We start from the raw sequence: 25475 nt of genomic DNA, 5'->3' as shown, positions 1-25475 counted from the left end.
TCATCATGCCGTGCTGGACGACATCACGCGGATGGCAACCGTAGCCCGTGAGAGCTTCAGGCACTTGGGCTATGTAGGCCTTCTGACTGTATGGATGAGGTTTTCGGCAGGCACAGCCATCGCGGCCCCGAACCACTTCGCTCGGGCCGGCACTGAGGACGTGCTCATCTACGAGCGGCGGAGCAGTTTCCGCACCACGGTGACCGCGACCGCGACGGCCAGCACCCACGGGCCGGCCACGATGACCGGGTCCAGGACCTGGTGCTTGACGTCGGACCGCTTCTGGCCGACGCGGGAGGAGATGCCGTGCCGGGGGAACTCGCTCAACACCCCCGTCTCGGTGACCGGGTTGTCCGGCCGGGCCGTCAGGAACGAACTCAGGTGGCTCTCCCACGCGTCCACCCGGTCGGCTGCCAGCAGCAGCAGCCAGTGCGCGGCCCGCCCCTCGCTGAACTTCCGGTAGGCGAGCCGGCGGATCATCCCGGACACCCCTTTGGGCGGGCAGGAGGTGCCGAAGACGGGGGTGAGGAACTTGTGCTCGATCGAGCGTTCCCGCGGCCACTTCTCCGGCTGGCGGTCCGGGAAGTCCCAGTGCGCGCCGGTCCGGTCCTCCTGCCACCGCAGCTTCGGCACCGACGGGCGGTCCTTCGGATCCAGGTCCGCGCCCCAGCCCGGGATCCGGGCCCGCAGCTGGTCGGTGGACTCGGGCAGCGCCGGCTTGTCCGACGTGTAGGTCATGGCGGTCGTCTCCTTCAGACGGCGTTGGGCACGATCAGCGGCTTGATACAGCCGTCCAACTTGGCCGAGAACATGTGGTAGCCCTCGGCGATGTGTTCCAGCGGGATGCGGTGGGTGACGATGTCGCTGGGCTTGAGGTAGCCGTTGCAGATGTGCTCGAACAGCCGCGGCCACTGCCGCTTGACGTGGCACTGGTTCATCCGCAGCGTCAAGCCCTTGTTCATGGCGTCGCCGAACTTCACCGCGCTGAACATCGGGCCGTAGGCGCCCATCACCGAGATCGTGCCGCCCTTGCGGACCGAGTCGATGGCCCAGTTGAGCGCTACCGGGGAGCCGCCCTGGAGCTTCAGCTTGGCCGCGGTGACGTGCTGGGTGAAGTTGCCGTCCGCCTCCGCGCCCACGGCGTCGATCGCGACGTCCGCGCCGAGATGGTCGGTGATCTTCTTCATGTGCACCACGATGTCGTCGCACTCGGTGAAGTTCACGGTCTCGGCGTGGGCGAACGTGCGGGCCTTGGCCAGGCGGTACTCGAGGTGGTCGACGACGACGACGCGGCCGGCGCCCATCAGCCAGGCCGACTTCGCCGCGAACAGGCCGACCGGCCCGGCGCCGAAGACCACCACCACATCACCCTCGACGATGTCGCCGAGCTGCGCTCCGAAGTAACCGGTGGCCAGCGCGTCGGTGAGCAGGACGGCGTCCTCGTCGTCCATCCACTCCGGAATGACGGTTGGCCCCACGTCGGCGAACGGCACCCGGACGTACTCGGCCTGGCCGCCGTCGTAGCCGCCGCAGGTGTGGGAGTAGCCGTAGATGCCGCCGACGGCCGTGGCGTTGGGATTGACGTTGTGGCAGTTGGCGTACAGGCCACGTGCGCAGAACCAGCACGTTCCGCAGAAGATGTTGAACGGCACCATCACGCGGTCGCCGGGAACGAGGTTGCGCACCGCAGGCCCGACCTCCTCGACCACGCCGATGAACTCGTGCCCGAACGTCATGCCCACGCGGGTGTCGGGCATCATGCCGTGGTAGAGGTGCAGGTCGGAGCCGCAGATCGCAGCCATCGTGACCCGCACGATCGCGTCGTTCGGGTGCTCGACGACCGGCGGGGCCTTCTCCTCCACACGGACCTTGTAGGGACCTCGGTAGACCATCGCACGCACGGCGTCTCCTTCGACCATCACTTCGGTGGGCACCGACCGATGCAACGGCGGGCCACTCGCCAAACCGGCAGGTACCCGCTGTCTCAGTGCATAACCCGCTGCGCGCAGGCAAACGTCGACCGCGGTCGATGATGGAGACCTTCCGGAGTGGTTCGCTCCGACATGCGTCGGCCCGATCTGCTGACGCGGCGTGTCGAGTGCTGCGGCCGTGTTGCGCGGAGACGATTTTGGTCACTTGGTTCATGCACAGGCGTTCGATGCATGCAGCAGCTGACACATATCTGCCGTGGGAGTGAGTTGGGAGGAAATTGGGAGAAGTCAAGGCGTGACAACAGGATCGAGCTGCGCTCAAGTGCGTCCAACTGCGCCGTCGTGACCTGCCGGTTCGAAGTATTCGCAGGTCAATCTGTGATCCGACCCGCCCTGGGGGTCAAGGGGTCGCAGGTTCAAATCCTGTCGTCCCGACGGTCTGAATCAGCCCGCTGATTCTGGGTGAAAGCCCAGGTCAGCGGGCTTTTTCGTGTCTCTGAAACGATCTTCGGCTGATCATCATTTCCATGATCAACAGGCGGATGAAGGAGTGAACAAGGAGCCATTGACTTTTTCGTTTTGACTAATGGCAAGTGGGGTCGCTCACGAACGGGTGAACTTACTGAACGGTGTTGAAGGGGGATGAACTGGCGTGATCGTTCGTTAACCGGGCGAGCCCGCTGACCTGTTGGTATGACTTTCATGCAGTTGACGTCAGTTGCCTGACGTTCACGATGCCGATGTTGGCTTCGGGGTGATCTTGGGCTTCCCTGGTTCGCGTGTGGCGCCCGCTTTGAGGCAGCTTCGGTCGCCGACGATCCAGCGTCGGGCTGGCGGTTGTGGCTTCGGTTCTTGGCCATAACACGTGTCCACGTCCACTGTGGTGCACTGTCGAAGCCTTGTGAATCAGGCTGGCAGCGTGAGGGTCAGGGGATCGAGTCCCCTCAGCTCCACAACCAGATAGTGCATGCGAATCACCCGTTGACCTGCGCAAACAGGTCAGCGGGCGATCTTCGTTTTCCGTCCATTGTGGACGACTGTGCGCCTAACTGGAGCAAAGCCCCGCACGCCGCGAAATAGGGTCACGAGTTTGCTCCAGGATCGGACGCTGGTTCGGGTGGTGTTGAACACTTTCGTTTGGCCGCTACCGTCTGGGTTACGCGTTCGACGCTGTATCTCCAATGTTCGCAGAACCTGGAGTAGACGGATTCCGTAGATCACCCCGCTGCCGCCGCTGATTCCGACCACCACGGGCAGGTTGCGGCCGCGATGAAGCTCGTCCAGGTGACGACGATGTTGCCCGCTGGCACTCGGCTCCCCAATGGTCATGCGAGCGAAGCTCCGTTGCCTGCTCGGTGGTCGCCGTACAGATCAACGAGGACCCTTTGACGCAACTCCACCGGGTAGTTGTCGGCGAACGCGGTGCTCTGCGGCGCAGGTGGGCCAACAGGGAGCAAACAGTCCAGCACTTCGACCGGGCCGCGACCGGCCTTGCGTTCCGCATCGTCGTAGGACACGACCCCCGCCGGGATCCGCTGATCGGTGACGACTTGACGTCCGGTGGCAGGGTGGCACCGGGTTGCCCAGGCCCACATCAAATCGCGGTGGTCGGACAGCTCGATGTCCTGATCCAGCACCATCAGCCTGTTGATCCACCAGCCCGCATGAACGGCGCCGGGAGCTTTGCACACCTCCAGCACGCGCCGCGCCAACTCGGACGAGGTCGACCTGGTGCGTTGCCGCCAGTCCGGTGCAACCGATACCGCGAGCATGGTGCATGCGCTTTCTGGAACGACCCAGGCGGACGTGATCGGCAGTTCGGCCGACCGCAGCTCGTTCAGGAGGACGGCAGCGATGGCGGGTCCGCAGATGGTGTGGTCCTCGTCCACGGGTTTGCCGCCGCAGACGACCGGCAGGATCGGATCGTTTCGATGAGTGATCGCGGTGATGTGGTAGACCGGGCGCGACTTCGTACCTGTGCCGAGATAGCCGTGGTACTCACCGCTCGGTCCCTCCGGCCAGCTCTCGTCCATGTCCAGGTAGCCCTCGACGATAAGCTCCGAGGAAGCGGGAACGTCGATATCCACCGTCTTGCACCGCACGGTCTTCATCGGCTCGCCGAAGTAACCACCGAGGAAGTCCGCCTCGTTCACGCCGTCGGGCAGTGGCATCCCGCCCATGAACAACGCCGCGGGCGGTGCTCCCTGCACAAGTGCGAATGGCATCGGCTCGCCTCGCTCCTGCCACATCCGGCGGACGACGTTGTTGTGCTGGTCCCCGCTGACCACACCCGTCATGCGCCGGCTGTCGATCAGCATGGCACGGGCGACCGACCAGTTCGTCCACTTCCGGTCAGGGCTGTTCAGCACGAAGATGCCCAGCGTGTTTATGTATCGGCCACCGTCTCCGACATGGAGCAGCGGAACCGGCAGATCGGTCAAGTCCGCGTCGTCGCCGAGCAGAACGTTTTCTTGACAGGGCGCCTCCTGCACTACAACCGGGGCAATCGGATCGTTGCGCAGTGCGGCGGCGAGCTCTTCGACGATACGCGGACCGGGTGTCGCCGGGTCCAGCCCTAGCGCGACCGCAACTCTAGCCATCCTGGCACCGGGATCAGAGCTGTAGGCCAGAGGAGCGCCGGCCACGCGGTACCTATCGTGGCCCCGGATATTGGTGAACAACGGTGCCGGAGCACACGTCTCACTGCTGTGCCGGATGATCGCGCCGATCTCCAGGTCCGTGTCGACCTTCCAGTCGATCTCGCGCAGATCGCCGAGTTCGTCCAACACTTCCAGGTAGTCGCGAAAGCTCCTGGAGCCGTTTCTCGGCTCGGGACGGATGGCCATGGCTGGTTCTCCCATCGTCTACAGCTCCAATTTGCGGCGAACCTTTGCACGGCCTGACGTCCTGCGGCCGGGCGTGCTGGTTCGCCAGACGCCCGGCGCCTCCACGGTTCACCTTGACAAGCCACGAAGCACCAAGGGCCTCCCACATCTCCCGGCTACCGATTCCGTCTCGCCTTGACAACCCACTGGGTCGGGCAGGGGAAGATCACGAAGCGATTCTTGAGCTCACGAGAATGGGGTCCACCCGAGCCTGGAAGCTCCGGTGCGGATTGTCTCGATGCGGTTGACGACCTCGGTCAAGGTTGCGGGGCTCTGATGGGCATTCTGCGCAAGCCATGCGATCAGCTCGATCTCGAGCGCATCCGCCAGCACGTCGTATCCCTCCCAGTCCTTTACGTCGAAGCCGTATCCGCCGACGAAACCTTGATATTCGGCTGCGGTGTGCCAACCGAGTCGGTGGTGGTACAAGGCCACGGGCGTGAGGTCCAACTCCCGTGGTCCTACCGCCAAGGTGTCGAGATCTCCCAGGACTGCTGCTCCACGGTGGTCCAGGAAGACGTTCGACACGTTCGCGTCGCCGTGCACGACGCCTTGACCGAGGGCAAACGAGAGGTCCTCATAACTGGCGGCCAGGTCGTTCAGGAGACCATTGGCGAACAACAGGTCCTCTTCGCTCAGTGCTTTTGCGCGATCGAGGCAGGTGCGTGCACGACGAAACGGGTCGGCGATTGGAAGATCAAGTTCGGAAGGTGTTTCCAGGGCGTGGAGATCGCGTAGCAAACCGGCCAGATCAGCAGGGCTGCCATGGCCGATTCCCGTACTCACCGATTCCCAGAACGTGACGACGTGCCCGTCCAAGACAAGGGGTTGGTGAACATCGAGTGCGCGAACAGCCGGAACGGACATCCGCGCGAGCCACCGGGCCGATCGCACTTCCCGGTCCATCTGGGCTGTGCGGGCACCGCTGCGGCCGATCCGTGCTACGACAGAACGTGATCGCAGCCAGAACACGGCGTTCTCGCCGAGACGTATGAGCTCCGCGTCGCTGGGGTCGAGGCCGATTGTCGAGCAAGCCGCCCTCAGCACGGTCTGAGCCTGCTGAGCGTCGAACGGGTCATCCATCGTAGGTAGCCACCTCGGCGCCGATCACTCCGGATTGGACTGCTGCCACGGTCGCGCGGTGTGACGACTGATCGGGGCACAGCTCGAGAGCGGTTGCGAGTTGACGGAGGTCGGTCAAGCCCCCGGCGCCGTCATTGGACCTGTTCAGCCACACACCGTGCAGGCCTGCGGAGTCCGCGGCCTGGGCATCGCTGAGCTTCTTGTCGCCGACATAGGCGACGACGGCAGGTAGATATCCCAGCTCCGCGCATGCACTGTGAAAGATCAGAGGATGAGGTTTTGACACGCCAGCAGTGTCCACTCCGACGATACAATCAAACCGTGCAAGCAGTCCGGTGCGGCGAAGTTTGACTCTTGTGTACACGGAGTCGCTATTGGTTACGATGCCCAACGGTATGTCCCCAAGTAACGCTAATCCATCGAGCACATCGGGAAACAGGGTCAGCGACGCTTCGTAGTGCCGACGATAGCCCAAAAACCAGTCGTACGGATCGTCCAGCGGGGACAGTTCCAGCCAATCGATCATCGCGGCCGCAAGGGCGGTCGCCTGCCCAACGTAGTCGATCAGGCCAGCGAGATAGCGATCGAAGTAGTAGCCCTGCAACTCACCGAACCTTGCCGCCGCGGCGGCGGGATCGCAGGCCACGGCCAAAGACTGCAGGTAAGCGGTAATTCCGTCGCGTTCGGCCTTCTCGTAGTCGATCAGGGTGTCGTCTACGTCGAACAACACGGCTTTGATCATGCGATTTACCGCCGCACAAATATCTTGGAGGGCTTCACCCGTACCACCACCCGTTCCTCGCCGCGCTGCGATACCCAAGGCTTGCCGCAGTAGGCGAGCGACAGTTCGTCGATCAGTTCCATCGCGCCGTCGGGCGTGATCGTGACCGTGCCCTGTACGTGAACATAGCTACGTGGGTTTTCGGGATCAAACGCCATCACACTCACCCTCGGGTTCGCTCGCAGGTAGCGGATCTTCACTCGGTTGCTGGCCGCGGAGAACAGCAATCGACCGTCGTCGTACTTGATCCAGACCGGGCTGGACTGCGGGTACCCGGCTGGACTCACGGTGCTGACCGTTGCAATGATCGGCGCTCGGAAGAGGCGTTCCATCTCGTCAGGCTCCAAAGAGGCGGCATCGAGCTCTCCGGCCTCATGCGACGGTCTGGACATGGAACCTCCTGAACGAAAAGAGTGCGGGTTGCAGTCGTAGTCAACCGCCATGAACAGATCGCGATGTGGTGGCTGGTAGCCAGCGGTAGAAGGCACGTTCGCTTCCCGTGGCAGGCGGGCGCAAGCCAGGTAGAGCAAGTTCGTCGACCAAGATGTGTCGTCTACTGCAGCGAACTGTTCGGCCGATGTAGGCAGCCACGATGTGTTCGACTTCCGAGTCGGCCTGCGTGCGAGCTTACCGGTCCAACGAGCGTAATTCGCCTCCTGGAATCACAGCGGTAACAGGGATGCCCTGTTGGGCGCGGACAGTGAACCAAGCAACCTAAGACATGTCCAGAACTCATCCCAACTTTCGGAACACCTTCCTGAACAAGTCGAGTCCCGCTACAAGCTGTCGGCACCTGCAGGTCCGTCGTGTCGCTTATGTGTGTCGGGCACGGCTAAAAGTTCCTAACAGATTGATCAACTGTGGTGACTGAACGTTATGATCATTGATCATGAAGGGGTGAGGAAGGGTGAGCTGCCATTGTGGATCGTGTCCGACGATCTGTGGGAACGAATCGAGCCGTTGCTGCCTCGCTGGGAGTACGCGCTACCCGAGCTGGGACGCAAGCGCATCCCGGACCGGCAGGTCCTGCAAGGCATCCTGTTCGTGCTGTATACCGGTATCCAGTGGGAGTTCCTGCCCCAGGAGCTTAGGTTTCGGATCCGGGATGACGTGCTGGCGGCGTCTGGCCGAGTGGAACGAGGGCGGGGTGTGGCAACGGTTGCACGAGGCGCTTTTGGTCGAGTTGAACGCGGCGAGGAAGCTGGACTGGTCGCGGGCGGTGATCGACAGCTCACGCGCACGTGCGGCACGCCGTGGCCCAAAAGCGGTCCGAGTCCGGTCGACCGCGCCCGGCCTGGCTCCAAGCACCACGTGATCACCGAAGGTGGCGGCATCGCGCTCGCGGCCAGCCTGACGGCTGGCAACATCAACGACGTCACCCAGCTGCTTCCGTTGGTCGAGGCGATCCCGCCGGTGCGCGGCCGGCGCGGACGTCCTCGCCGACGACCGGACGCGTTGTACGCCGACCGCGCCTACGACTCCGCCAAACACCGCGACGAGTTGCAGGGTATGGGGATCGAGCCGCAGATCGTCCAGCGCGGAGAGGATCACGGTTCCGGGCGGCACAATCAGGTGGGTCGTGGAGCGCACGATCGCGTGTACCACGGCATGCGGCGCCTTCGCATCCGGTGGGAACGCCGCGACGACATTCACGAGACGTTCCTCGGTCTGGCCACCTGCGTGATCTGCTGCCGCCACGTCAAATCCCTCTGTTAGGAACTTTAAGTGATCAGTTCAAAATGAGCTGGCGTGTCGGCTTTGCCTCCGGGACAGGACATTCCAAGACCGTGGTGTGCGTGAGGAGGTCCTGACCGACGAGCTGTGGGCTCGGCTGGAACCGTTGATTCCGGTCCCCGAGGCGTTTCCGCTATCCAGGTCGTAGACGTGCGGACGACCGGGCCGCGCTGGAAGGCATTCTCTACGCGGTGGGCCGGGCATTGGCTGGAATCGGCTACCCACTGCCTTGTTCGGTGCCTCGGTCTCGACCTGCTGGCGGCGGTTGACCGAGCGGCACAAGGCCGGCGGCTGGCAGCAGCTGTATGAGCGGCTGCCGCCTTCAGCGCATACTGCAGTCGCTGTTGCGCGATCTCTCTACGCTCAAGGTCGTTTCCCCCAGGCAGGGCGCCATCCGTCAGAGCTAGATCAACAAGGGTGTCTACACGCTCTGCTTCCATAGAAGCTCTGGCAACGACACCGCGAGGTAAGCATCGGCTGACGACCATGGGATCAAGCGGTCGACGAAGTCCTGAAGCGCGTTCCCCGTCGGCCGGTAGTTCGTGCGAAACCAAATCTCAATCGGTTCATCGCGGAACTGAACGGCGTCACCATCGATGAGAAGAGGTCGCCTGAGGTCTGCACGAAGCTGTGAACTGCGTCTTCGGATATGCCGCACAGAGCGCTCAGTACCCGAGCCGGGATGCGCGGTCTCAGCGCGGAGAGCGCTTCGCACAACCTGTCGATCTCGGCGCCTGACCCAGGGTGAGCGTTCTTGCGATCGTCGAGCCTGTTCTGGAGCAAGTCATCAAGGTTCGCCGTGAGACCAGGAAGCGGCTCGCCAAGTGCGAGCAAACAGCTGTTGGGGTCTCGAGGTTCGCTCGCGGGGCTGGTCTCGACCGCGAAGGCCTGAATCCGCGGGTTGCCGCCTGTGCGCCTGTGGAACTCGTCGGCTTGAGGCTCGGACACGAAGTCGAACACGGTGTCGAGGTAGCGGTGGGTTTCAGCGAGGGTGAAGCCGGTCAGCTGAAGCCGGGGAGTGCCGGCGGGCGGTTTGAGTAGCTCGATTCGCTCTGTGCGGCACAACATGACGAGCCGCACGTTCTCCGGCATCGCCTCGAGCAGGATGTCTCAGACGAAGGTTCGGTCACCAATGTCGTCGGCGACCAGAGCCGCGTTGTCTGCGGCGTCCACGACGATCGCAAGTAGTGCACCAGACGTACGTGCTTCCAAGGCTGCCGCCGATGTCCGCAAGCGTGCGAGAAAGGCACGGCTGTAGTCATCCGGTTGTGCGGCCTGCACCGGGATCAGCGGATCGCAGAGCGTGTGCGTCGCCAGCTCGTTTGCCAGGTGAAGCAGACTTTTTTGTGCAGGTGTCGAGGTTGGCTGGTGCGCCGGTAATCTCCTGACATCAGCCGGGTAGCAGCGCGAGCTCCGCTTCCGCCATTTCCCGTTGCCCGCGGTTGCCCAGGGCGTCGAGCTTCCCGAGAGCGAACATCAGGCAGGCCCGAGCTTGCTCGACCTCACCCGTGCGCCGCCGCGCCACGCCTTCGCTGAGCGCCAGCTCGGCTTCGGTGCGGTAGCTCATCTGGAGCGCGCCGATCGTCGTCCTCGCACCGTGGTAGCTGTCCGCCGCCTCCTCCCAGCGCCCCAACGCCGACAGGGAGTCGCCCATGAGCGTCAACAGCAGCGCCGTCACCCTGCGTGCCGTCTCCGGATTGGTCTGGTCGCGGTTCTGCTCCGCCTGGTCGAGCGTGCTCGTGAACAGTTCCAACGCGTCGGAGAACCTCCTGGCTCCCAGCAGGGAGGTGCCCAGGGCGAGGAACGTCCAGACCCGTTGCTGGAAGTAGTCGAACTCCCCGGACCCCTCGCAGGCGAGCGTGTTGTGCTCAAGCGCTTCCTCGAACCTGCCGAGGCGCGTGAGGGCCAGTCCGATGGACGCGTTGGCGGACATGACTATCCGGTGGTGACCGATCTCCTCCGCGACCGACACCGCTTTTCGCAGTGTCGCGAGCGCGAGCTCGGGGTCGTCGGCGCAGCGGTCCTGCGTCCAGCCGAGCAGGCTCAGCATCTCGACTTCACCGCGCCGGTCGCCGAACGCCCTGGCGGCCTGCAGAGCGAGCTCGAAGACCTCGTCCCAGCGGTGCTTCTGCTCACGACCGAAGGCGTAGCGGTGGATCGCGCCAGCGAAGTCGAACACCGCGCGGTGCCGGCCGAGTGCCGCGGCCTCCCGATGCACCGCCGACCAGTTCGAGGCTTCCTGCTCGAGCCACTCGGCCGCCTCCTCCTGTGACCGGAACGGACAGCCCCGCGGCACCTCCCGCACGTGCGGGAGGAACAGCATGCCTGCGGCGGACGCCAGCCCCAGCACGTGCGCGGCGAAGGCGTCGCGCAGCTGGTCGCGCACGTCCTGCGGCTCTTCCTCAAGCCAGCGTTCGCGCGCGAAGATGCGGACCAGGTCGTGGAACTGGAAGCGGACAAACTCGGTCGTGATGGTCAGCAGGGACATCTCGACGAGCTCGTCCAGCACCAGACCGACCTCGGCGACCGGCACACCGGTCGCCACAGCGGCGAGGTCGTCGTCGAAGTGCACCCCGGGAATGAGGGCCAACCGGCGGAACACCGACCGGGCCCGTGGCGACAACACCCGGTATGACGCCGAGAACGCCGTCCGCAGGTCCTCATTGCCCATCGAGAGCGAGTCCAGCCGTCTCCGCTCGTCCCTCAGCTCACCCACCAGCGCGGCGACCGATCGTCCGCTGCTCCCGGCAGCGAGGCGGTTGCCCACCATCCGCACCGCCAGCGGCAGGTTCCCGCACAGCGCCACCAGTTCCCGCACGGCCTGGGGTTCTTCCCGCACCACGTGCTCGCCGGCGACGGCCGCGACCAGTTCCACGGCGCTGTTCTCCGGCAGCGTGTCCAGCAGCACCCAGCGCGCCGACTCCAGCCCCGCGAGCACGCGCCGGCAGGTCACGATCGTCAGGCACCCCTCGCTCATCGCCAGCAACGGCCTGATCTGACCCTCGTCGAAGGCGTTGTCGAGCACCACGAGCACTCGGCGGTCGCGCAACCCCTTGCGGAACAACGAACTGCGCTCGTCGACCGTCGCGGGCATCCGTCCCGGCGGCACGTCCAGCGAGGTCAGCACCTGTTCCAGCGCGGCGGCGGAACTGAGCGGCCGTTCGTCGACGCCGCGCAGGTCCAGCGCGAGGCAGCCGTCCGGGAAGAAGGAGAGCAGCTCCTCCGCCGCCGCGACCGCCAGTGAAGTCTTCCCGACCCCCGGTGGTCCCGCGATCACGACGACACCACCGGCTTCGGCCTCGCGGGAGAGCCGCAGGAGCTCCGGCTGCCGTCCGACGAGGCCGGACACAGCCGGCAAGCTGCGCAACGCCGCGCCTTTCGCAGCCCCGGTCGAGCGGCGACGCCCCTGCCTCGCCAGGGAGAGGAAGGACTCCCGGGCATCTCCCGCAAGTCCCAGCGCGTCGGCGAGCAGCTCCGTCGAACGCTCCTGCGGCGCACTCGCCCGGCCGCGTTCCAGCTCGCGCAACGCCCGGACGCTCATCCCGGAGGCGAGGGCCAGACCTGCCTGCGACAACCCTGCCGCCGTCCGAAGGCTCAGCAGGACCTCGCCGAACGTCGATCCGGATGCCGAGGTGTAGGTGGCGCTCATGCCCTCAATCTCTCTTCCTAGAAGGCGAACCGATGTGGAACGGAGATGACGTTCGGGAGAACGTCATCCGGTCGTGGTGATCTCCTCCGCCGGCAGCAGGGCCAGCTCCGCCTCCACCGGCGCGGGGTCGGCGGGGTCGGCGGCGTCGTCGCAGAGGCCGAGCGCGAGCGTGAGGCGCTCGCGTGCGCGCTCGAAGTCGCCAGCCTGACGCCACGCCGTGCCTTCGCACACGAGCAGCTCCACCCGGCTGCGGTGGGTCGGGCGATCCATCCCGAACAGTCTGATGACCTCGTGGTACTGCTCGGCGGCCTCCTGCCAGTGGCCCAGGCCGGCGAGGCAGTCGGCGATGTTCGTCCGCACCAGCGTCATCGTCTTCCCGGCCACCTCCGGGTTCGTCTCGCCGATCCGTTCGGAGACCTCCGCGAGCAGCGGGGTGAGAACGGTGAGCGCCTCGTCGAAGCGGCCCGTCGCGAGCCGGAGGCCGCCGCTGCCGATGTGCATCCAGAACCTGGTCTCGAAGAAGTCGTACGGCTCCGACATCTCGAACGCGAGGTCTGCGTGTCGCAGCGCCTCCTCGGGCTCGCCGAGGAACACCAGCGGCCACCCCACCGAACGAGTGCGCGATCATGGCGCCCCAGTGGTGGCCGATTTCCTCGGCGAGGGTCACCGCTCCCAGCAGGACGCTCCGCGCCCGTTCGCTGTCGCCCAGGCTCCAGTGGAAGGACATTCCGTACTGGGAGAGCAGGTTGGCCTCCGCCGCCCGGTTTCCCAGCTCCCTCGCGGCGTGCACACCGCAGCCGAACACCTCGGTCCAGGAGTACATCGGCTCACGCCCGTGCGCGTAGCTGTACAGCGCCCAGGTGCAGTCGACCACCTCGCGGTACCGGCCGGCCTCCGTCGCCAGGCGCACCACCGGGAGCCAGTTGGTGGACTCCTGCTCCAGCCACTCCTTCGCCTCGTCGTGGGAGCTGAACGGGCTGTCCTGCGGCACGCCGGTAACCTTGGCGAGGAACAACTTCGAGGCGTCGGGATGCTTCGACCAGCTCGTCCAGCTGTGCCTCGACCTCCTCCGGGGGCATCCCGGTGACGATCGCCGCAAGCTCCTCGCTGAAGTGGGCCCCGGGACGAGGGCGAGCCTGCGGAACACCTCCTGCGCCGTGGGGCTGAGCCTGCGCAGCGACAGCTCGAAGGCGGGCCTGAGCCGCAGGTCGCCCGCCGCGAGCGAGTCGAGCCGCCGGTGTTCGTCGCGGAGCTGTCCCGCCAGGTAGGACAGCGACCAGTGCCGACGGGTCGCCAGGCGGTCGCCGACGATCCGCGCGGCCAGCGGAAGGTTGCCGCACAGGTCCACCACCTCGTTGGCGGCGCCGGGATCGGCCAGCACGACGTCTTTGCCGACGATCGTGGTCAGGAGGTCGACGGCGCCCTGCTCAGGCAGCACGTCGAGCACCAGGCGCTGCACCGGCTCCAGGTCCGCGAGGTCCAGGTCCCGGAGCGAACGCCGGCACGTGATGATCGTGAAGCTGTGCTCGGCGCCGGCCAACAACGGCAGCACCTGCGCCTCGTCCGCGGCGTTGTCAAGCAGGACCAGGATGCGGCGGTCCCGCATCAACGTGCGGAAGAGCGAGCTCCGTGCGGCCTCGCCCGGCGGGATGCGGCCGGCGGGCACGCCGAGGGCGGTGAGCATCCGCTCCAGCGCGACCCCGGGCTGGACGGACTGGTCGTCCACACCGCGCAGGTCGAGCGCGAGGCAGCCGTCCGGGAAGTGCGCTTTCAGGCCCTCAGCGGCAGCCACGGCGAGCGAGGTCTTGCCGACACCAGGAGGTCCGACCACGACCGTGGTGCCCCCTGCTCGCGCGGCGCGGGACAGCCGGTCGAGCTCGTCGTCCCTGCCGACCAGCGCGGGCACGGTCGGCAGGCCGTACAGCATCGTCCTGGTGCCGGAGGTGCTGGACCCGCGCCTGCCCTCCCTGGCCAGCAGGAGGAACGACTCGCACTCGTCGCCGGTCAGCCCCAGCGCGGACGCCAGCAGCTCGGTGGACTTCTCCTGAACGGCCGCGGCCCGCCCGTGCCCCAGCTCGCGCAGCGCGCGCACGCTCAACCCGGAGGCGAGGGCCAGCTCCCTCTGCGACAGTTCGGCCGAGGTCCGGTACCTCAGCAGACAGTGGCCGCAGGACGCACCGGGTGGTTCATCGCGCAGCTCTGTCATGTGGATCATTCAACCCCGCGGTCCGCGAGGTGCAAAGGGGCAGGGGGATGTGTCCGTCTGTACCGATAACGTGTTCAGTGGGAGAGATCACGGCACTTCGTGCCCGCGGCGCCGGGGGTGCGCTCGCCGCACCGTCCGGAGTGAACAGTGGGGCGCCGGTGCGGTGCTTCCGCTTCGACGGTCCCCAGTGCGCCTGGGTGGGGACGGCCGAGCCGGACGCAAGACGCCACGTGCCCGTCGAGGACCTCCTGCAGGGGCGCCGGCCTGCGGACCGGCAGTGCGAAACCGTCCTCGGCCTCCGCCGACCAGGGCGCCGGGTGCACGGACATCCCCTGCCGCGGACCCAGCCCGGCGGTGTCGCTGCGCCACGTCGGCCACAGCACCTCGCGGTAGTGCCCGGCCGCTCCGCCGTTCACGAGCCAGTCCAGCCAGCGGTCGTGGTCCAGTCCCGTGGTCTGCCACGCGAGGGTGGAGGGGCAGAAGTAGATCACGTCGTCCGGACGGCCCGGCCTGCCGTGCGACCGGGGCTCGGGACCGTTGACCACGAACACGCCCCCCAGCACGTCGTGCGCGACCACCAGTCCGCCCGACGGCCGCCGGTCCGCACCGGTCGGCCGGTGAAAGCCGTTCACCTCGGCGATGCCGGGGAGGCCGTCCGGTCCTCCGCCCGACCCGCCGTAGACCCGCACCCAGTTCTCGTGCAGGAGGATGCCGGCGGTGTTGAGGACGATCGCGCCCAGCCGCGACTCCGCGTTGAGCCGCAACTGCCGCAGCGCCGCACGGCACGCGCCCGGATCGGGCCGGAGCACCGTGGACCGGGTCAGGCTGCAGTTCAGGTCGGCGGCCAGCCACTCCCACACGGCGTCCTGTGCGTCGACGAGGTCATCGGTGTTCGTCACTGGCTCTTCCCGTTCTCGGCTTCGGCGGGGCGGTCGTGCGCTTTCCGGCCTAGTGCCCGGTGAGTCGCGGTGCAAGCGCGACAACGGAGTCCGCCCTGTCGCACTGCGCATCCTGCTCTTTCGCACTGGCGCATCCCGGACCGGATACGGCTGCTTTCCGTTGTTCTTTCACGACCCGCCTGCTAATACGTATTAGCAGTTACGTTGGTCTATGTGGACGAGTCAGAGTGCTGGTCGACTTTCGGTGAGCTGCTGCTGGGGTACCGGCGTGCCGCCGGGCTGAGTCAGCTGGGTCTGGCGGAGCGGTCGGGTATCAGCGTGCGGGCGTTGCGGGAGTTGGAGCAGGGCCGGGCTCGTGCGGCGCAGCGGCGGTCGGCCGAGGTGCTGGCGGACGCTTTCGAGCTGGGTGGCGTGCAGCGGGAGGAGTTCCTGCGGGTCGCGGAAGAGGGGCGCAGGCGGCGGTCTTCCACGTCGGTCGTGGGTGTCGCCGAGCTGCCGCCCCTGCCCGTGGACCGGGTGGGGAGAGGGCGGGAGCTGTCCCGGTTGCAGGAGTGCATCCGCACGAGCCCGTCGGTGGCGATGGTCGGTCAGCCCGGCGTGGGCAAGACGGTGCTGGCGGCGTCGGCGGCACACCGGATGCGCGACGACTTCCCGGACGGGTGCTTGGCCGTCGACCTGCGGGGGGTCGACGAGCAGCCGCTTCCCGTGCAGGTCGTGTTCGACCGGTTGTTGCGGGCGCTGGGCGTGGCGCCGAGCGACGTGCCGACGGCGGTGACCGAGCAGTCGGGCCAGTACCGGGCGGTGCTGCAGCAGCGGAAGGTGCTGGTGCTGCTGGACAACGCGGCCTCGGAGGCGCAGGTTCGGCCGTTCCTCACGACCTCTCCCGGTTGCCGGACGCTGGTGACGTGCCGCCGCATGCTGGCCGGCCTGGAGGGGGTGCGCTGGCTGCACCTCGACCCGTTCGACGACGGGGACGCGGAGGCGTTGCTGCAGGCCGTCGTCGGTGAGGGCCGGGTGCGGGCCGAGCCGGACGCGGTGGCCGGTCTGATCGAGCTGTGCGGCAACCTGCCGCTGGCGTTGCGGATCGCGGGCAACCGGCTGGCGAGCAGGCCGCACTGGACGTTGCGGTACCTGGTGAACCAGCTGCGGGATGAGCGCACAAGGCTGACGTCGTTGTCCGCGGGCGATCTGCAGGTGCGGTCGGCGTTCGAGGTGTCCTACCGGGGTCTGTCGCCGCAGGGCCGGATGTTGTTCCGGCGGCTGGCGGCGGTGCCGGGTGCGGACTTCGGTGTGGAGCTGGCGCAGGTGGCCGGGGGTGTGACGGAGTCGGAGGCGTTCGGTCAGCTCGACGAGCTGGTGGACGCGAGCATGGTGCAGGCGGGTCCGGCGGAGGGCCGGTTCCGCTTCCACGACCTGTTGCGGTTGTTCGCGCGTGAGCGCTGGGAAGCCGAGGACGACGAGGCCGACCGGTCGGCGGCGGCGGAGGCGGTGCTGGAGCACCTGCTGGGCATGGCGACGGCGGCGGGGGAGAGGTTCTCGCCGGAGGAGCCCGCGAACGAGGTGTTCGGTTCGCTGGACGAGGCGCGGTCGTGGCTGGAGCAGGAGCGGTCCAGCTGGCTGGCCGCGTTCCGGGAGGCGGCGCGGACCGAGCGGCACCGCGAGGTCGTGGAGCTCGCGCGGGCGATGCACTGGTACGCAGACGACGACCGGCACGGGGTCGACTGGGTCGAGGTCTTCGGCGCCGGTGTCAACGCGGCGCGCACGCTGCGCGACGTGACTGCGGAGGCACAGCAGCGCAACCTGCTCGGGTGGGCCCTGGTGACCGCACAGGACTGCGCGGGCGCGGTGGAACAGCACAAGATCGCCCTGCGCTGCGCCGACGAGGCCGGTGACCGGTTGGAGCGGGTGTGGGCGCTGGCACACGTCACCGCGCAGGAGTTCATGCTGGGCGACCGCCAGAACAGCCTGGAGCACGCGCGGCAGGCCGTCGAACTGTCCGCCCCGTTCGGGTTCTGGACGGTGCGGATGACGGTGCGCTACCAGTTCGGGGTGTTGCTGCTGCTCGACAACAGGCCAGAGGAAGCGCTCGTGGTGCTGGAAGAGCTGCTGCAGGACGCGCTGCGCCACAACGAGAACGGCGAGCTGGCGCTATCCCGCACAAGGTTGCTGGCGATGTGCATCGAGGGTGTGGCCCGGTGCCTGCACGCGGTGCGGCAGTGCTGCCGGGCGGCGTCGATGTTCGCCGAGGCGCGTGGACTCTACGAGAAGGTGGGTGCCTCCGTGCACGCGGCGCGGGCTGCGTTCCGGGAGGGGCGCTGCCGCCTCGACTCGGGTGATCACCAGGTCGCGGATTCTCTATTTCGGTGCGCGCTGGCCACCTTCGACGAGCTGTCGTTGCCGGAGCAGCGGGCCGAGGTCGAGGTCGAGCTGGCTCGCATCCCCGGTGCGCTGACCCGGTTCGGGGTGCGTTGAGGCAGGAAAGACTTCCTTTGTGGTTCCCGGTTGGGCCGTTCGTGTTGATCCTGCTCCGGTGGAGTGGCTGGATTGCGGAACGATCGCGGTCCGATCGAGTTCGTCTCGCGCACTCGATGACCAGGGAGGAGCCGTCGCGGCGGGCGAGCTGAGCGGCAGTTCGGAGTGGACTGAATGGACATCAAGTTCGATCCGACGTTCGACTGGCTGTGGATCCTGGTGGCGGGCCAGAAGGCCCCGAGGGTCGACGTGGCGGCCACCCGCGCCCTCGCGCAGAACTGGGTCGAGAGCGGCCGCACCCTGGGCGAGATGGCGAACGGCGTCCTCGACCTCGTCAGCACCGTCGAGAACGCCATCGGCGGCCGCGTGGGCCGCGCGTTCCGCGACCGCGTGACGCGCGTCGTCAACTCGGTCCCGAGCATCGTCCAGCTCGCCAACAACCAGTCGTCCAGCCTGCTGAAGCTCGCGCTGAGCGTCGAGCAGGCCGTCTACACGATGCTCATCGAGATCGCGTTCTTCGCGGCCTCGATTCTGTGGGCGCTCGCGAGCCCGTTCACCGCACCGCTGGTGCCCGCCTTCATCACCGCGGCCAGGACCGCCATTCAGCAGATCAGCGCGCAGCTGCACTGGGCGATCCGGCTGATCATGGAAGGCGTCGAGGAGGGCGTCGACGAGATCTTCCAGGACGCCATCGCCCAGATCGCCCAGTTCGCGGAGGGCAACCGCTTCGAGTGGGACGTCCAGAGCACCATCGTCGGCGGCCTCGCCGGCGCCGGTGCCGGCATCGTCGCAGGCGGCATGCACACCGGCATGCGGGCGTGGAAGCCCAAGGCCGAGGACAATGTGCTGTTCCACGGCACCAGCGAGGCCACTGCCGACGTCGTGGTCGGCGCCGCCACCGCGGGAATCCTCGGCGGCAGCATGGACGATCTGTGGACCGGCGCGGTCGGCGGCATGTTCAGCGGCAGCGTGCAGAAGAAGGCCGACGACGCGGGCGATGCCATCGAGGACCACCTCAAGGAGACCGGCTACATCAAGTCGCCTCCGATCGGGGAGATCGGTCGGCCGGATGCACCGGATGTTCCTGGTAGTGGAGCGGGCGGTTCTGCGGGGAATGGTTCCGGGGGGAACGGTTCCGAGGCGGCGGGCGGCGAGGGGGGCTCGGCCGGGGGCGATGGGGCCGGCGCTGCCGTTGGGGGCGGTGGGGTGCCTGGGGGTGTGCCCGCTGGTGGGGTGCCTGGTGGTGCCGGTCGAGAGGGTGCGGATTCCGGCGGTCAGAAGGACGGCGTGGGTCCGCAGGCCGAGGGCTCGGCTGGTCCGCCGTCGGGTGTGGGGGTCGTCGGCGGCGGCGCGAATCCCGGTCAGGGTTCGAATCCCGGTCAGGGCGCGAACTCCGGTCAGGGCACGGGCGGACGGCCGGAAGCGGGCGCCGGTGTGCCCGGCGGTGCCGTTCCCGGCGCGGTGCCGGGTGGCGGTCCGGCCGGGAACGCCGGCGGGTCGGCTGGCCAGCAGGTTCCGGGTGGTCAGCAGGTTCCGGGTGGTCAGCAGGTTCCGGGTGGTCAGCCGACGCCTTCCGTGCCACCTGTAGTGGAAGCACCCCCCGCAACGGGCGCGGCCACGCACCCTGACTCGGGTGCGCAGTCGCCGGGTGCGCAGTCGCCGGGTGCGCAGTCGCCGGGTGCGCAGTCGCCGGGTGCGCAGTCGCCGGGCTCGCAGTCGCCGGGCTCGCAGTCGCCGGGCTCGCAGTCGCCGGGCTCGCAGTCGCCGGGCTCGCAGTCGCCGGGCTCGCAGTCGCCGGGCTCGCAGTCGCCGGGCTCGCAGTCGCCGGGCTCGCAGTCGCCGGGCTCGCAGTCGCCGGGCTCGCAGTCGCCGGGCTCGCAGTCGCCGGGCTCGCAGTCGCCGGGCTCGCAGTCGCCGGGCTCGCAGTCGCCGGGCTCGCAGTCGCCGGGCTCGCAGTCGCCGGGCTCGCAGTCGCCGGGCTCGCAGTCGCCGGGCTCGCAGTCGCCGGGCTCGCAGTCGCCGGGCTCGCAGTCGCCGGGCTCGCAGTCGCCGGGCTCGCAGTCGCCGGGCTCGCAGTCGCCGGGCTCGCAGTCGCCGGGCTCGCAGTCGCCGGGCTCGCAGTCGCCGGGCTCGCAGTCGCCGGGCTCGCAGTCGCCGGGCTCGCAGTCGCCGGGCTCGCAGTCGCCGGGCTCGCAGTCGCCGGGCTCGCAGTCGCCGGGCTCGCAGTCGCCGGGCTCGCAGTCGCCGGGCTCGCAGTCGCCGGGCTCGCAGTCGCCGGGCTCGCAGTCGCCGGGCTCGCAGTCGCCGGGCTCGCAGTCGCCGGGCTCGCAGTCGCCGGGCTCGCAGTCGCCGGGCTCGCAGTCGCCGGGCTCGCAGTCGCCGGGCTCGCAGTCGCCGGGCTCGCAGTCGCCGGGCTCGCAGTCGCCGGGCTCGCAGTCGCCGGGCTCGCAGTCGCCGGGCTCGCAGCCTAGTGAGGTGCAGCCGGGTGGGTTCTCGCCTTCGCCGCAGGGTGGGGACGTTTCGGTTGTGGACGCTCCGCGTCTGGACTCGCCGGCGTTGAGTCCGCAGGATTCGGGCGGGGTTCGGTCGGAGGTTCCTCCGCCGGGGGCCGTGCAGTCGCAGCTGCCGCCGACCGTGTCGGGTGAAGCGCGCACCGATGTCGATGTCGTGGGTGAAGAACGGCGTGAGTCCAGCGCGCCGCAGCCCCAGGCGTCGCAGCCCCACACACCGCAGTCCCAGACGTCACAGCCTCCGCCGGACCAGGCTCAGCCGGATCAGCCTCAGCCGGATCAGCCTCAGCCGGGTCAGTCCCAGACGCCCCAGAGCCAGCAAGAGCAGCCGCAGACGGGGCAGCCGCAGACGGGGCAGCCGCAGACCGGGCAACCCCAGACCGGGCAGCCCCAGACCGGGCAGCCCCAGACCGGGCAACCCCAGACCGGGCAACCCCAGACCGGGCAACCCCAGCAAGCTCAGCCGCAGACCGGGCAGCCCATGGGCCGACCTGGCCGGGACGATGTCGTGGCACCGCCCCTGCCTTCGTCGGTCGAAACACCCGCACCCCAGCACGTGCCGGTGAGGCCGGACGTGGTCCCGGTGGTCGAGGCGCCGAGCGAGCTCGGAGTGGACCGCGGGACAACGGAGATCCGGAACCCGGAGGTCTCCCACACCCCGACGCCGCACGCGGCCGAGGTGGACACGGTCTCCGACCGCGACTCCGATCACGACTCCGACCGCGAGACCGACACCGAATCCGTCTTCGACGACACGCTGACGGACGACTCCGACGTGGAGTCGGAGCCAGACCTGGAAGCGCAGCCCAACCCCGCCGCACCCGCACAGCAGTACCGCCGTGACGCACTGGAACAAGCGCCCGCCCACCAGCGGGGAACCCTCCGCGTACTGCCGGGCCAACCGGAGGTGCAACGGTCGGCGTTCGAGGTGCGCAGGGCGGTGCAGGACGGTGTGTGGACGACGGAGCTGACCGTCGTCGTCGACATCGACCCCGAAGGCCGCTTCGGCGAGGAGGTGCGGCGGGAGGTGTTGCGGGACGCCCAGACCGGGGTGGACCAGTACCTCAACGGGCCGGACCTGCGCACGGACAACGGGGACCTGCTGCGGTTCCGGGTCGTTCCGCACGACGGGAGCTCCCCGGTGGTGCACCACGTGGTGCACCTGGACCCCGAGCACGACGTGGACCAGACGCACTGGACGCCGGGGCAGGGGCCGTTGGCCTCCGCGCACGAGGTCGGGCACATGTTCGGGCTCGTGGACGAGACCGGTGGCGCGAACCGGCCGACGGTCGAGGGCACGCTGATGGGGCGCCACCAGCGGACCGGGCCGGACGGGGTGCCGCGGGCGGTTACGAAGGTCGAGGTGCCCTCGCGGTACCTGTCCGTGCTGTCGCGGGTGATCGGGCCGGTCGAGCTGCTCGCCGACGTCCCCCGCGGGCGGGTCACGGCCGATCTGCCCGTGGGTGCGGTGGAGCCGCGGCTGTACCGGGGCACGGACGAGAAGGGGCCGGGCGGGCGCCGGGTGCGGTTCGCCCTGCCCGACAAGGAACCCGACAAGGAACCCGACAAGGAACCCGACACGGAACCGGAGGAGCAGACAGCCGAGTCGGCGGAACAACGGTTGCGCGACAGCCTCCCGCAGTACCTCCGGGACAGCCGCGCGCTCGGTGCCGCCGAGCAGATCGACGTGCTCCGCGGGGACGACGGAGCGCGCATCGAGATCGAGCAGGCCCTGAGGCGCCTCGCACCTGACGTGAAGCAGTGGGACGGTGCCGCCGAGCTGTCCGAGGCGATCGAGCACGCGGTCGCCGGCGCGTTCCAGGACACCGGCAGCCGCCCCACCGTCAAGGGTGACGACCGGTTCTACAGCTTGGAAATCAAGGCCACGGCGCACTGGGACCGCGTGGTGGTCCTCGGCGAGGCCGAGAAGAAGCAGGTCGCCTCGTCGAAGACCAAGACGTCGTCTTCTGTCGAGGAGGACGGCACGCGGCAGAGCAACCTCTCGCCGCCCCTGCAGTTCACCGGTCTGCCCGGCGTCGTGGTCCAGGTCATGCCCACGATCCCCGCCGCGCCCGTCGAGCAGGTGAGCAGCGAGCAGAAGAAGGAGCTGGGCAGGTCGACGAAGGTCGAGTACACCCCGGCGGTGAAGGCCGACGTCCCGGTCACCCTGTCGTTCCGGCTCTTCGACGAGGACGGCCGCAGCGTGCGGTCACCGGAGGGGGAGCAGGAGGTCGAGGTCGGCGGCCAGGTGACCCTGACAGTGCCGACCGACCTCCCGACGAAGGACGACGCGGGCCGCGCGGTGCTCCACGAGGAAACCGAGTCGCGGATCGGCGACATCGTCGGAGCGGACATCGCCCCGGTCACCAGGGCGGACCGCGACCGGCTCGTCGCCGACGACCCGGTGTGGCAGGAGAAGCAGGGGGACGAGACCACCCGCCTGCCGGAGCTGACCGGCCTGCCGCGCGGCGTCGCCACCGAGTCGGCCGTGGTCAACAGCCCCGGTGTGGCCACCTTCGCCGACCAGGTCCTGTCCCGCCTGCAGCCGCGCTTCGCGAAGGCGACCGCGCTCGGTTCGGACGGCCGTGAGGTCGTCGAGGAGTTCTTCAGCGAGAGCACCATCGCGGAGAACCTGCCGAAGATGGCCGTCTACGACGGCGAAGCCGACCCGGAGACGGGGTGGGTCGCCTCACCGCCGATCTTCAGGGGACGTGGGCGCGGGTTCGAGTGGCGCCCGCGCAGCACGCAGCTGGAGATGCGCGCCGTCGCCCGGTGGGTGCGCGTCGACCAGGTCAGGGACAAGGTCAAGATCACCGAGCGGACGCACGCGCACTTCGAGCACTCCGGCAAGTACGCCGTGAAGCGGAAGTTCGCGCTGTCCGGCTTCATCGGGGGTGGCGGCGAACCGATCCCCGGTGTCATGGCGGCGGGTGGCATCACGGGCAGCGCGAGCGTCGAGCGGAACGCGTCCGGGAAGGTCTCCGGCTCGACCGCGGCCAAGCAGGCGCTGAAGATCACGGGCGACGCCGTCCGCTACGAGATGGTCTACGACATCGAGGTCCGCCAGGTCGGCAAGGAGGGGCAGCGGCCCTGGAAGCTGGACGGCAACGTCAGCGCACTGCACTGGACCTCCCGGCGCAACGCGGAACGAGCCGGGCTCGTCGAGCCGAGCCAGGAGGACGGCGGGTTCCGCGGCGGTGCCGACCGGACCGTGCAGGGACCGCCGGAGTTCGAGCGCGGCAAGGCGATCCTCGGCGTGGTGGAGGAGGTCGACAGCGGCCGGCTGCTCGAACAGGCGCTGGCACCGCTGCTGCACGACGTCCCGCTGCAAAGGCGTTGGTACGTCAGCAGTTCGATGTTCGTCCGGCAGTTCACCGACGGCGACGTCGAGGACGGGCGGCTCACCGCGAAGGCGGTCGAGGCGATCCAGCGGGGCCGGTCGCTCGCGGAAGCGCTGGACGAGAACGAGATCGCCCGCCTCACCCGGCGCCTGACCGACGGCGGGCTGCTGATCCCATTGCGGCGCAAGGGCTGGTTCCACGACTACCGCACGACGGTGACCGTGACGGCACGGGTCGGCGACATCGAGGAGGGGGACCCGCTCACCGCCGACGAGCTCGCGGAGGTCTACGTCGGCAAGGCCACCGGTGGCATCGAGAGCGGTGGTTCCAGGTCGGCCGAGGTCGGCGGCGGCCCCCAGCTGCGGTTCATGGGCCTGCTCCCCGGCTCGGGGCCCTCGACCACCGCGTTCGGCGTCCTGCTGTTCGGCGTGCGCGGGGCGCGGAACTGGTCGGAGGAGACGACCTTCGGCTCGAAGGCCAAGCGCAGGGTCGAACGGCGCAAGGGCGACTCGCTCACCGAAGAGGGCAAGATCGGCGACCGGGCGGTCCGCCAGTTCAGGTCCACGCTGACGATCGACTTCAGGGTCGACTCGGAGCGCCGCCACGCCGAGGCCGTGCGCAGGATCATCCCCGGCCGCAGCGGTCGCCAGCTGCCCACGCACGCGGAGATGCCCCGCGTGCCCGGCGAGATCTCGGTCGAGATGCGCACGCTGGTCCCGGAAGCGCTGCTGGCACCGGGAAACCCGTTCGACGCCGAGCCCGACGCGCCGGTCGTGCCCACGCCCACGCGAACGCTGCCCGACCCGCCCGCACCGCACGCGTTGCGCCCGCCGATGTCGCACCGCTTCGACGACATCGAGATCGTGTCGTTCCACGGCGCGGAGAAGCTCCAGCAGGCCGCGCTGGAGGTGATGAGCGTCGCCTCCGGTCACGACCCCGTGGTGCACAGCCGCACCGGCGTCATCGCGCAGACGGTCAGCGCGGAGCTCGCCTCCGAGAAGCTGGCGCAGGACCTGCGCCTGTTCAGCGACACCTTGGTGATCGACTCCGCCAAGAAGCTGCACGGCCGCCGGGTGCACGACCTGTTCGGCAGCTGGGGCGTCACCTTCGCACCGCGCCTGTCGGCGACACCCGTGACCGCGCACGAGTACCAGCAGGTCGTGCGCGAGGTCCAGGGCACGTCGAAGGTCACCGGTGTCGGCGGCCCCACCGACACCTTCGGCGGTTACGTGGTCGGGGTCCCGGTGCTGACCGACAGGACCCTGACGGCCGGCGAGCAGGGCACGCACGCGATGCCCCGCGGCATCCTGGTCCTCCTCGGATCGCCGTACAACGGGCGCGACAGCCGGTCGGACTCCGGCTACGTCGAGACCACGGAGAAGCTCTCGATCAGCGAGCTGCCGCAGAAGATGTTCCTGGTCCGCCTGGACGTCGACGCGACCGTCGTCGCGGAGGCCGTCCACAAGAACAACCTCACCTTCGGCCTGACCGACCCGAAGCCGCTCACCAGGGCCGGTGAGGTGGTCCACCTGCCGGAGTCCGTGCTCGCCTGGGTGACGGCGGACCAGCTCGCGGAGCTCGCGACCGGCACCCCTCCTGCCGCGTCCCGCCCCGACGGGACGCTCGCCGTGCCGCCGGGGCTCAGCCCAGGACGGACCGAGGGCCAGTCGGTCGGCCTCGGCGGCATCAGCCGGCCGATCGACCTCCGGCAGCACGTCGATACCCTGCGCGACGAGCTGGCACGCCACCCCGCCATCGGCGCGGACAAGGCCAGCAGGCTGCTGCCGGACTCCACCCTCGACCCGAACAACGTCAACATCGCGAGCGTCAAGAATTTCCTGTCGGACGCCAACCGCATGGTCAACAGCCTGATCAACGGCGGACAGGTGGCCCCGAACAGGCTGGAGGACCGCTTCCACGGCGAGACCTACGAGCTCGTGATCGACGCGTCGTTCACCGAGGAACCCTCCCAGGGCGCGGTGCG

The 25475-nt window shown here is 68.4% G+C and carries 14 protein-coding genes and 1 pseudogene (1 of these 15 only partly in view); 4 read left to right on the top strand and 11 right to left on the bottom strand.

The window, feature by feature from the left end; translation table 11 throughout:
* Positions 1 to 168: 168 nt before the first annotated feature.
* The 6 genes from ACRSBM_RS27765 to ACRSBM_RS27740 all read right to left on the bottom strand — a co-directional run bounded on the left by ACRSBM_RS27765 (position 169) and on the right by ACRSBM_RS27740 (position 7072).
* Positions 169 to 738: a hypothetical protein gene (locus tag ACRSBM_RS27765; RefSeq protein WP_434447550.1), complete on the bottom strand. Its 570-nt coding sequence runs from the start codon at positions 736 to 738 to the stop codon at positions 169 to 171.
* Between the two features lie 14 nt (positions 739 to 752).
* The gene (locus tag ACRSBM_RS27760; protein WP_434447548.1) at positions 753 to 1934 is read right to left on the bottom strand and encodes a zinc-dependent alcohol dehydrogenase; all 1182 of its coding nucleotides are present in this window, start codon (positions 1932 to 1934) and stop codon (positions 753 to 755) included.
* 1322 nt (positions 1935 to 3256) lie between these two features.
* Complete coding sequence (locus ACRSBM_RS27755; protein WP_434447546.1) at positions 3257 to 4777, bottom strand: UbiD family decarboxylase; 1521 nt, start codon at positions 4775 to 4777, stop codon at positions 3257 to 3259.
* Between the two features lie 225 nt (positions 4778 to 5002).
* Positions 5003 to 5899 (bottom strand): phosphotransferase, encoded by an 897-nt coding sequence (locus ACRSBM_RS27750; protein ID WP_434447544.1) that lies wholly within the window; start codon positions 5897 to 5899, stop codon positions 5003 to 5005.
* Positions 5892 to 6641 carry an HAD family hydrolase gene (locus ACRSBM_RS27745; RefSeq protein ID WP_434447542.1) on the bottom strand — a complete coding sequence of 250 codons (750 nt, stop codon included), beginning with the start codon at positions 6639 to 6641 and terminating at the stop codon, positions 5892 to 5894. The genes ACRSBM_RS27750 and ACRSBM_RS27745 overlap by 8 nt, the downstream gene beginning before the upstream one ends.
* Before the next feature lie 5 nt (positions 6642 to 6646).
* Entirely contained in the window at positions 6647 to 7072 is a 426-nt protein-coding gene (locus ACRSBM_RS27740) for a PPOX class F420-dependent oxidoreductase (RefSeq protein ID WP_434447540.1), read from the bottom strand.
* Positions 7073 to 7577: 505 nt separating this feature from the next.
* Here ACRSBM_RS27740 and ACRSBM_RS27735 point away from each other — a divergent pair.
* The gene (locus ACRSBM_RS27735; protein WP_434447538.1) at positions 7578 to 8396 is read left to right on the top strand and encodes a transposase; all 819 of its coding nucleotides are present in this window, start codon (positions 7578 to 7580) and stop codon (positions 8394 to 8396) included.
* 510 nt (positions 8397 to 8906) lie between these two features.
* On the opposite strand, the gene ACRSBM_RS27730 is transcribed toward ACRSBM_RS27735, so the two are convergent.
* From ACRSBM_RS27730 to ACRSBM_RS27720, 3 genes are all read right to left on the bottom strand, one after another.
* The gene (locus ACRSBM_RS27730) at positions 8907 to 9506 is read right to left on the bottom strand and encodes a hypothetical protein (RefSeq protein ID WP_434447536.1); all 600 of its coding nucleotides are present in this window, start codon (positions 9504 to 9506) and stop codon (positions 8907 to 8909) included.
* A gap of 298 nt (positions 9507 to 9804) precedes the next feature.
* Positions 9805 to 12063, bottom strand: a complete 2259-nt coding sequence (locus tag ACRSBM_RS27725; RefSeq protein ID WP_434447534.1) for an ATP-binding protein — start codon at positions 12061 to 12063, stop codon at positions 9805 to 9807.
* 63 nt (positions 12064 to 12126) lie between these two features.
* Complete coding sequence (locus tag ACRSBM_RS27720) at positions 12127 to 12672, bottom strand: hypothetical protein (protein WP_434453536.1); 546 nt, start codon at positions 12670 to 12672, stop codon at positions 12127 to 12129.
* A 251-nt stretch (positions 12673 to 12923) separates the two neighbouring features.
* Here ACRSBM_RS27720 and ACRSBM_RS27715 point away from each other — a divergent pair, with 251 nt between their 5' ends.
* On the top strand, positions 12924 to 13331 hold the full coding sequence (locus tag ACRSBM_RS27715; protein WP_434453534.1) for a hypothetical protein: 408 nt from the start codon (positions 12924 to 12926) through the stop codon (positions 13329 to 13331).
* 74 nt (positions 13332 to 13405) lie between these two features.
* Here the strand turns inward: ACRSBM_RS27715 and ACRSBM_RS27710 are convergent.
* Together ACRSBM_RS27710 and ACRSBM_RS27705 are read right to left on the bottom strand one after the other, a co-directional pair.
* A pseudogene (locus ACRSBM_RS27710) lies at positions 13406 to 13990 on the bottom strand (transcriptional regulator, XRE family protein); the annotation flags it as partial.
* Positions 13991 to 14343: 353 nt separating this feature from the next.
* Complete coding sequence (locus ACRSBM_RS27705) at positions 14344 to 15168, bottom strand: DUF2625 family protein (RefSeq protein ID WP_434447532.1); 825 nt, start codon at positions 15166 to 15168, stop codon at positions 14344 to 14346.
* Between the two features lie 213 nt (positions 15169 to 15381).
* Here ACRSBM_RS27705 and ACRSBM_RS27700 point away from each other — a divergent pair, with 213 nt between their 5' ends.
* Positions 15382 to 17640 (top strand): ATP-binding protein, encoded by a 2259-nt coding sequence (locus ACRSBM_RS27700; protein WP_434447530.1) that lies wholly within the window; start codon positions 15382 to 15384, stop codon positions 17638 to 17640.
* Positions 17641 to 17814: 174 nt separating this feature from the next.
* On the top strand, positions 17815 to 25475 hold the 5' portion of the coding sequence (locus tag ACRSBM_RS27695) for a hypothetical protein (RefSeq protein ID WP_434447528.1). It continues 26824 nt past the right edge of the window; only the first 7661 of its 34485 coding nucleotides appear in the window; the start codon lies at positions 17815 to 17817; its stop codon lies beyond the right edge, outside the window.

The organism is Lentzea xerophila (genome assembly GCF_051094245.1).
GTDB classification, from domain to species: Bacteria; Actinomycetota; Actinomycetes; order Mycobacteriales; family Pseudonocardiaceae; genus Lentzea; species Lentzea xerophila.
This window is presented reverse-complemented; position numbering and strand designations above follow the sequence as displayed.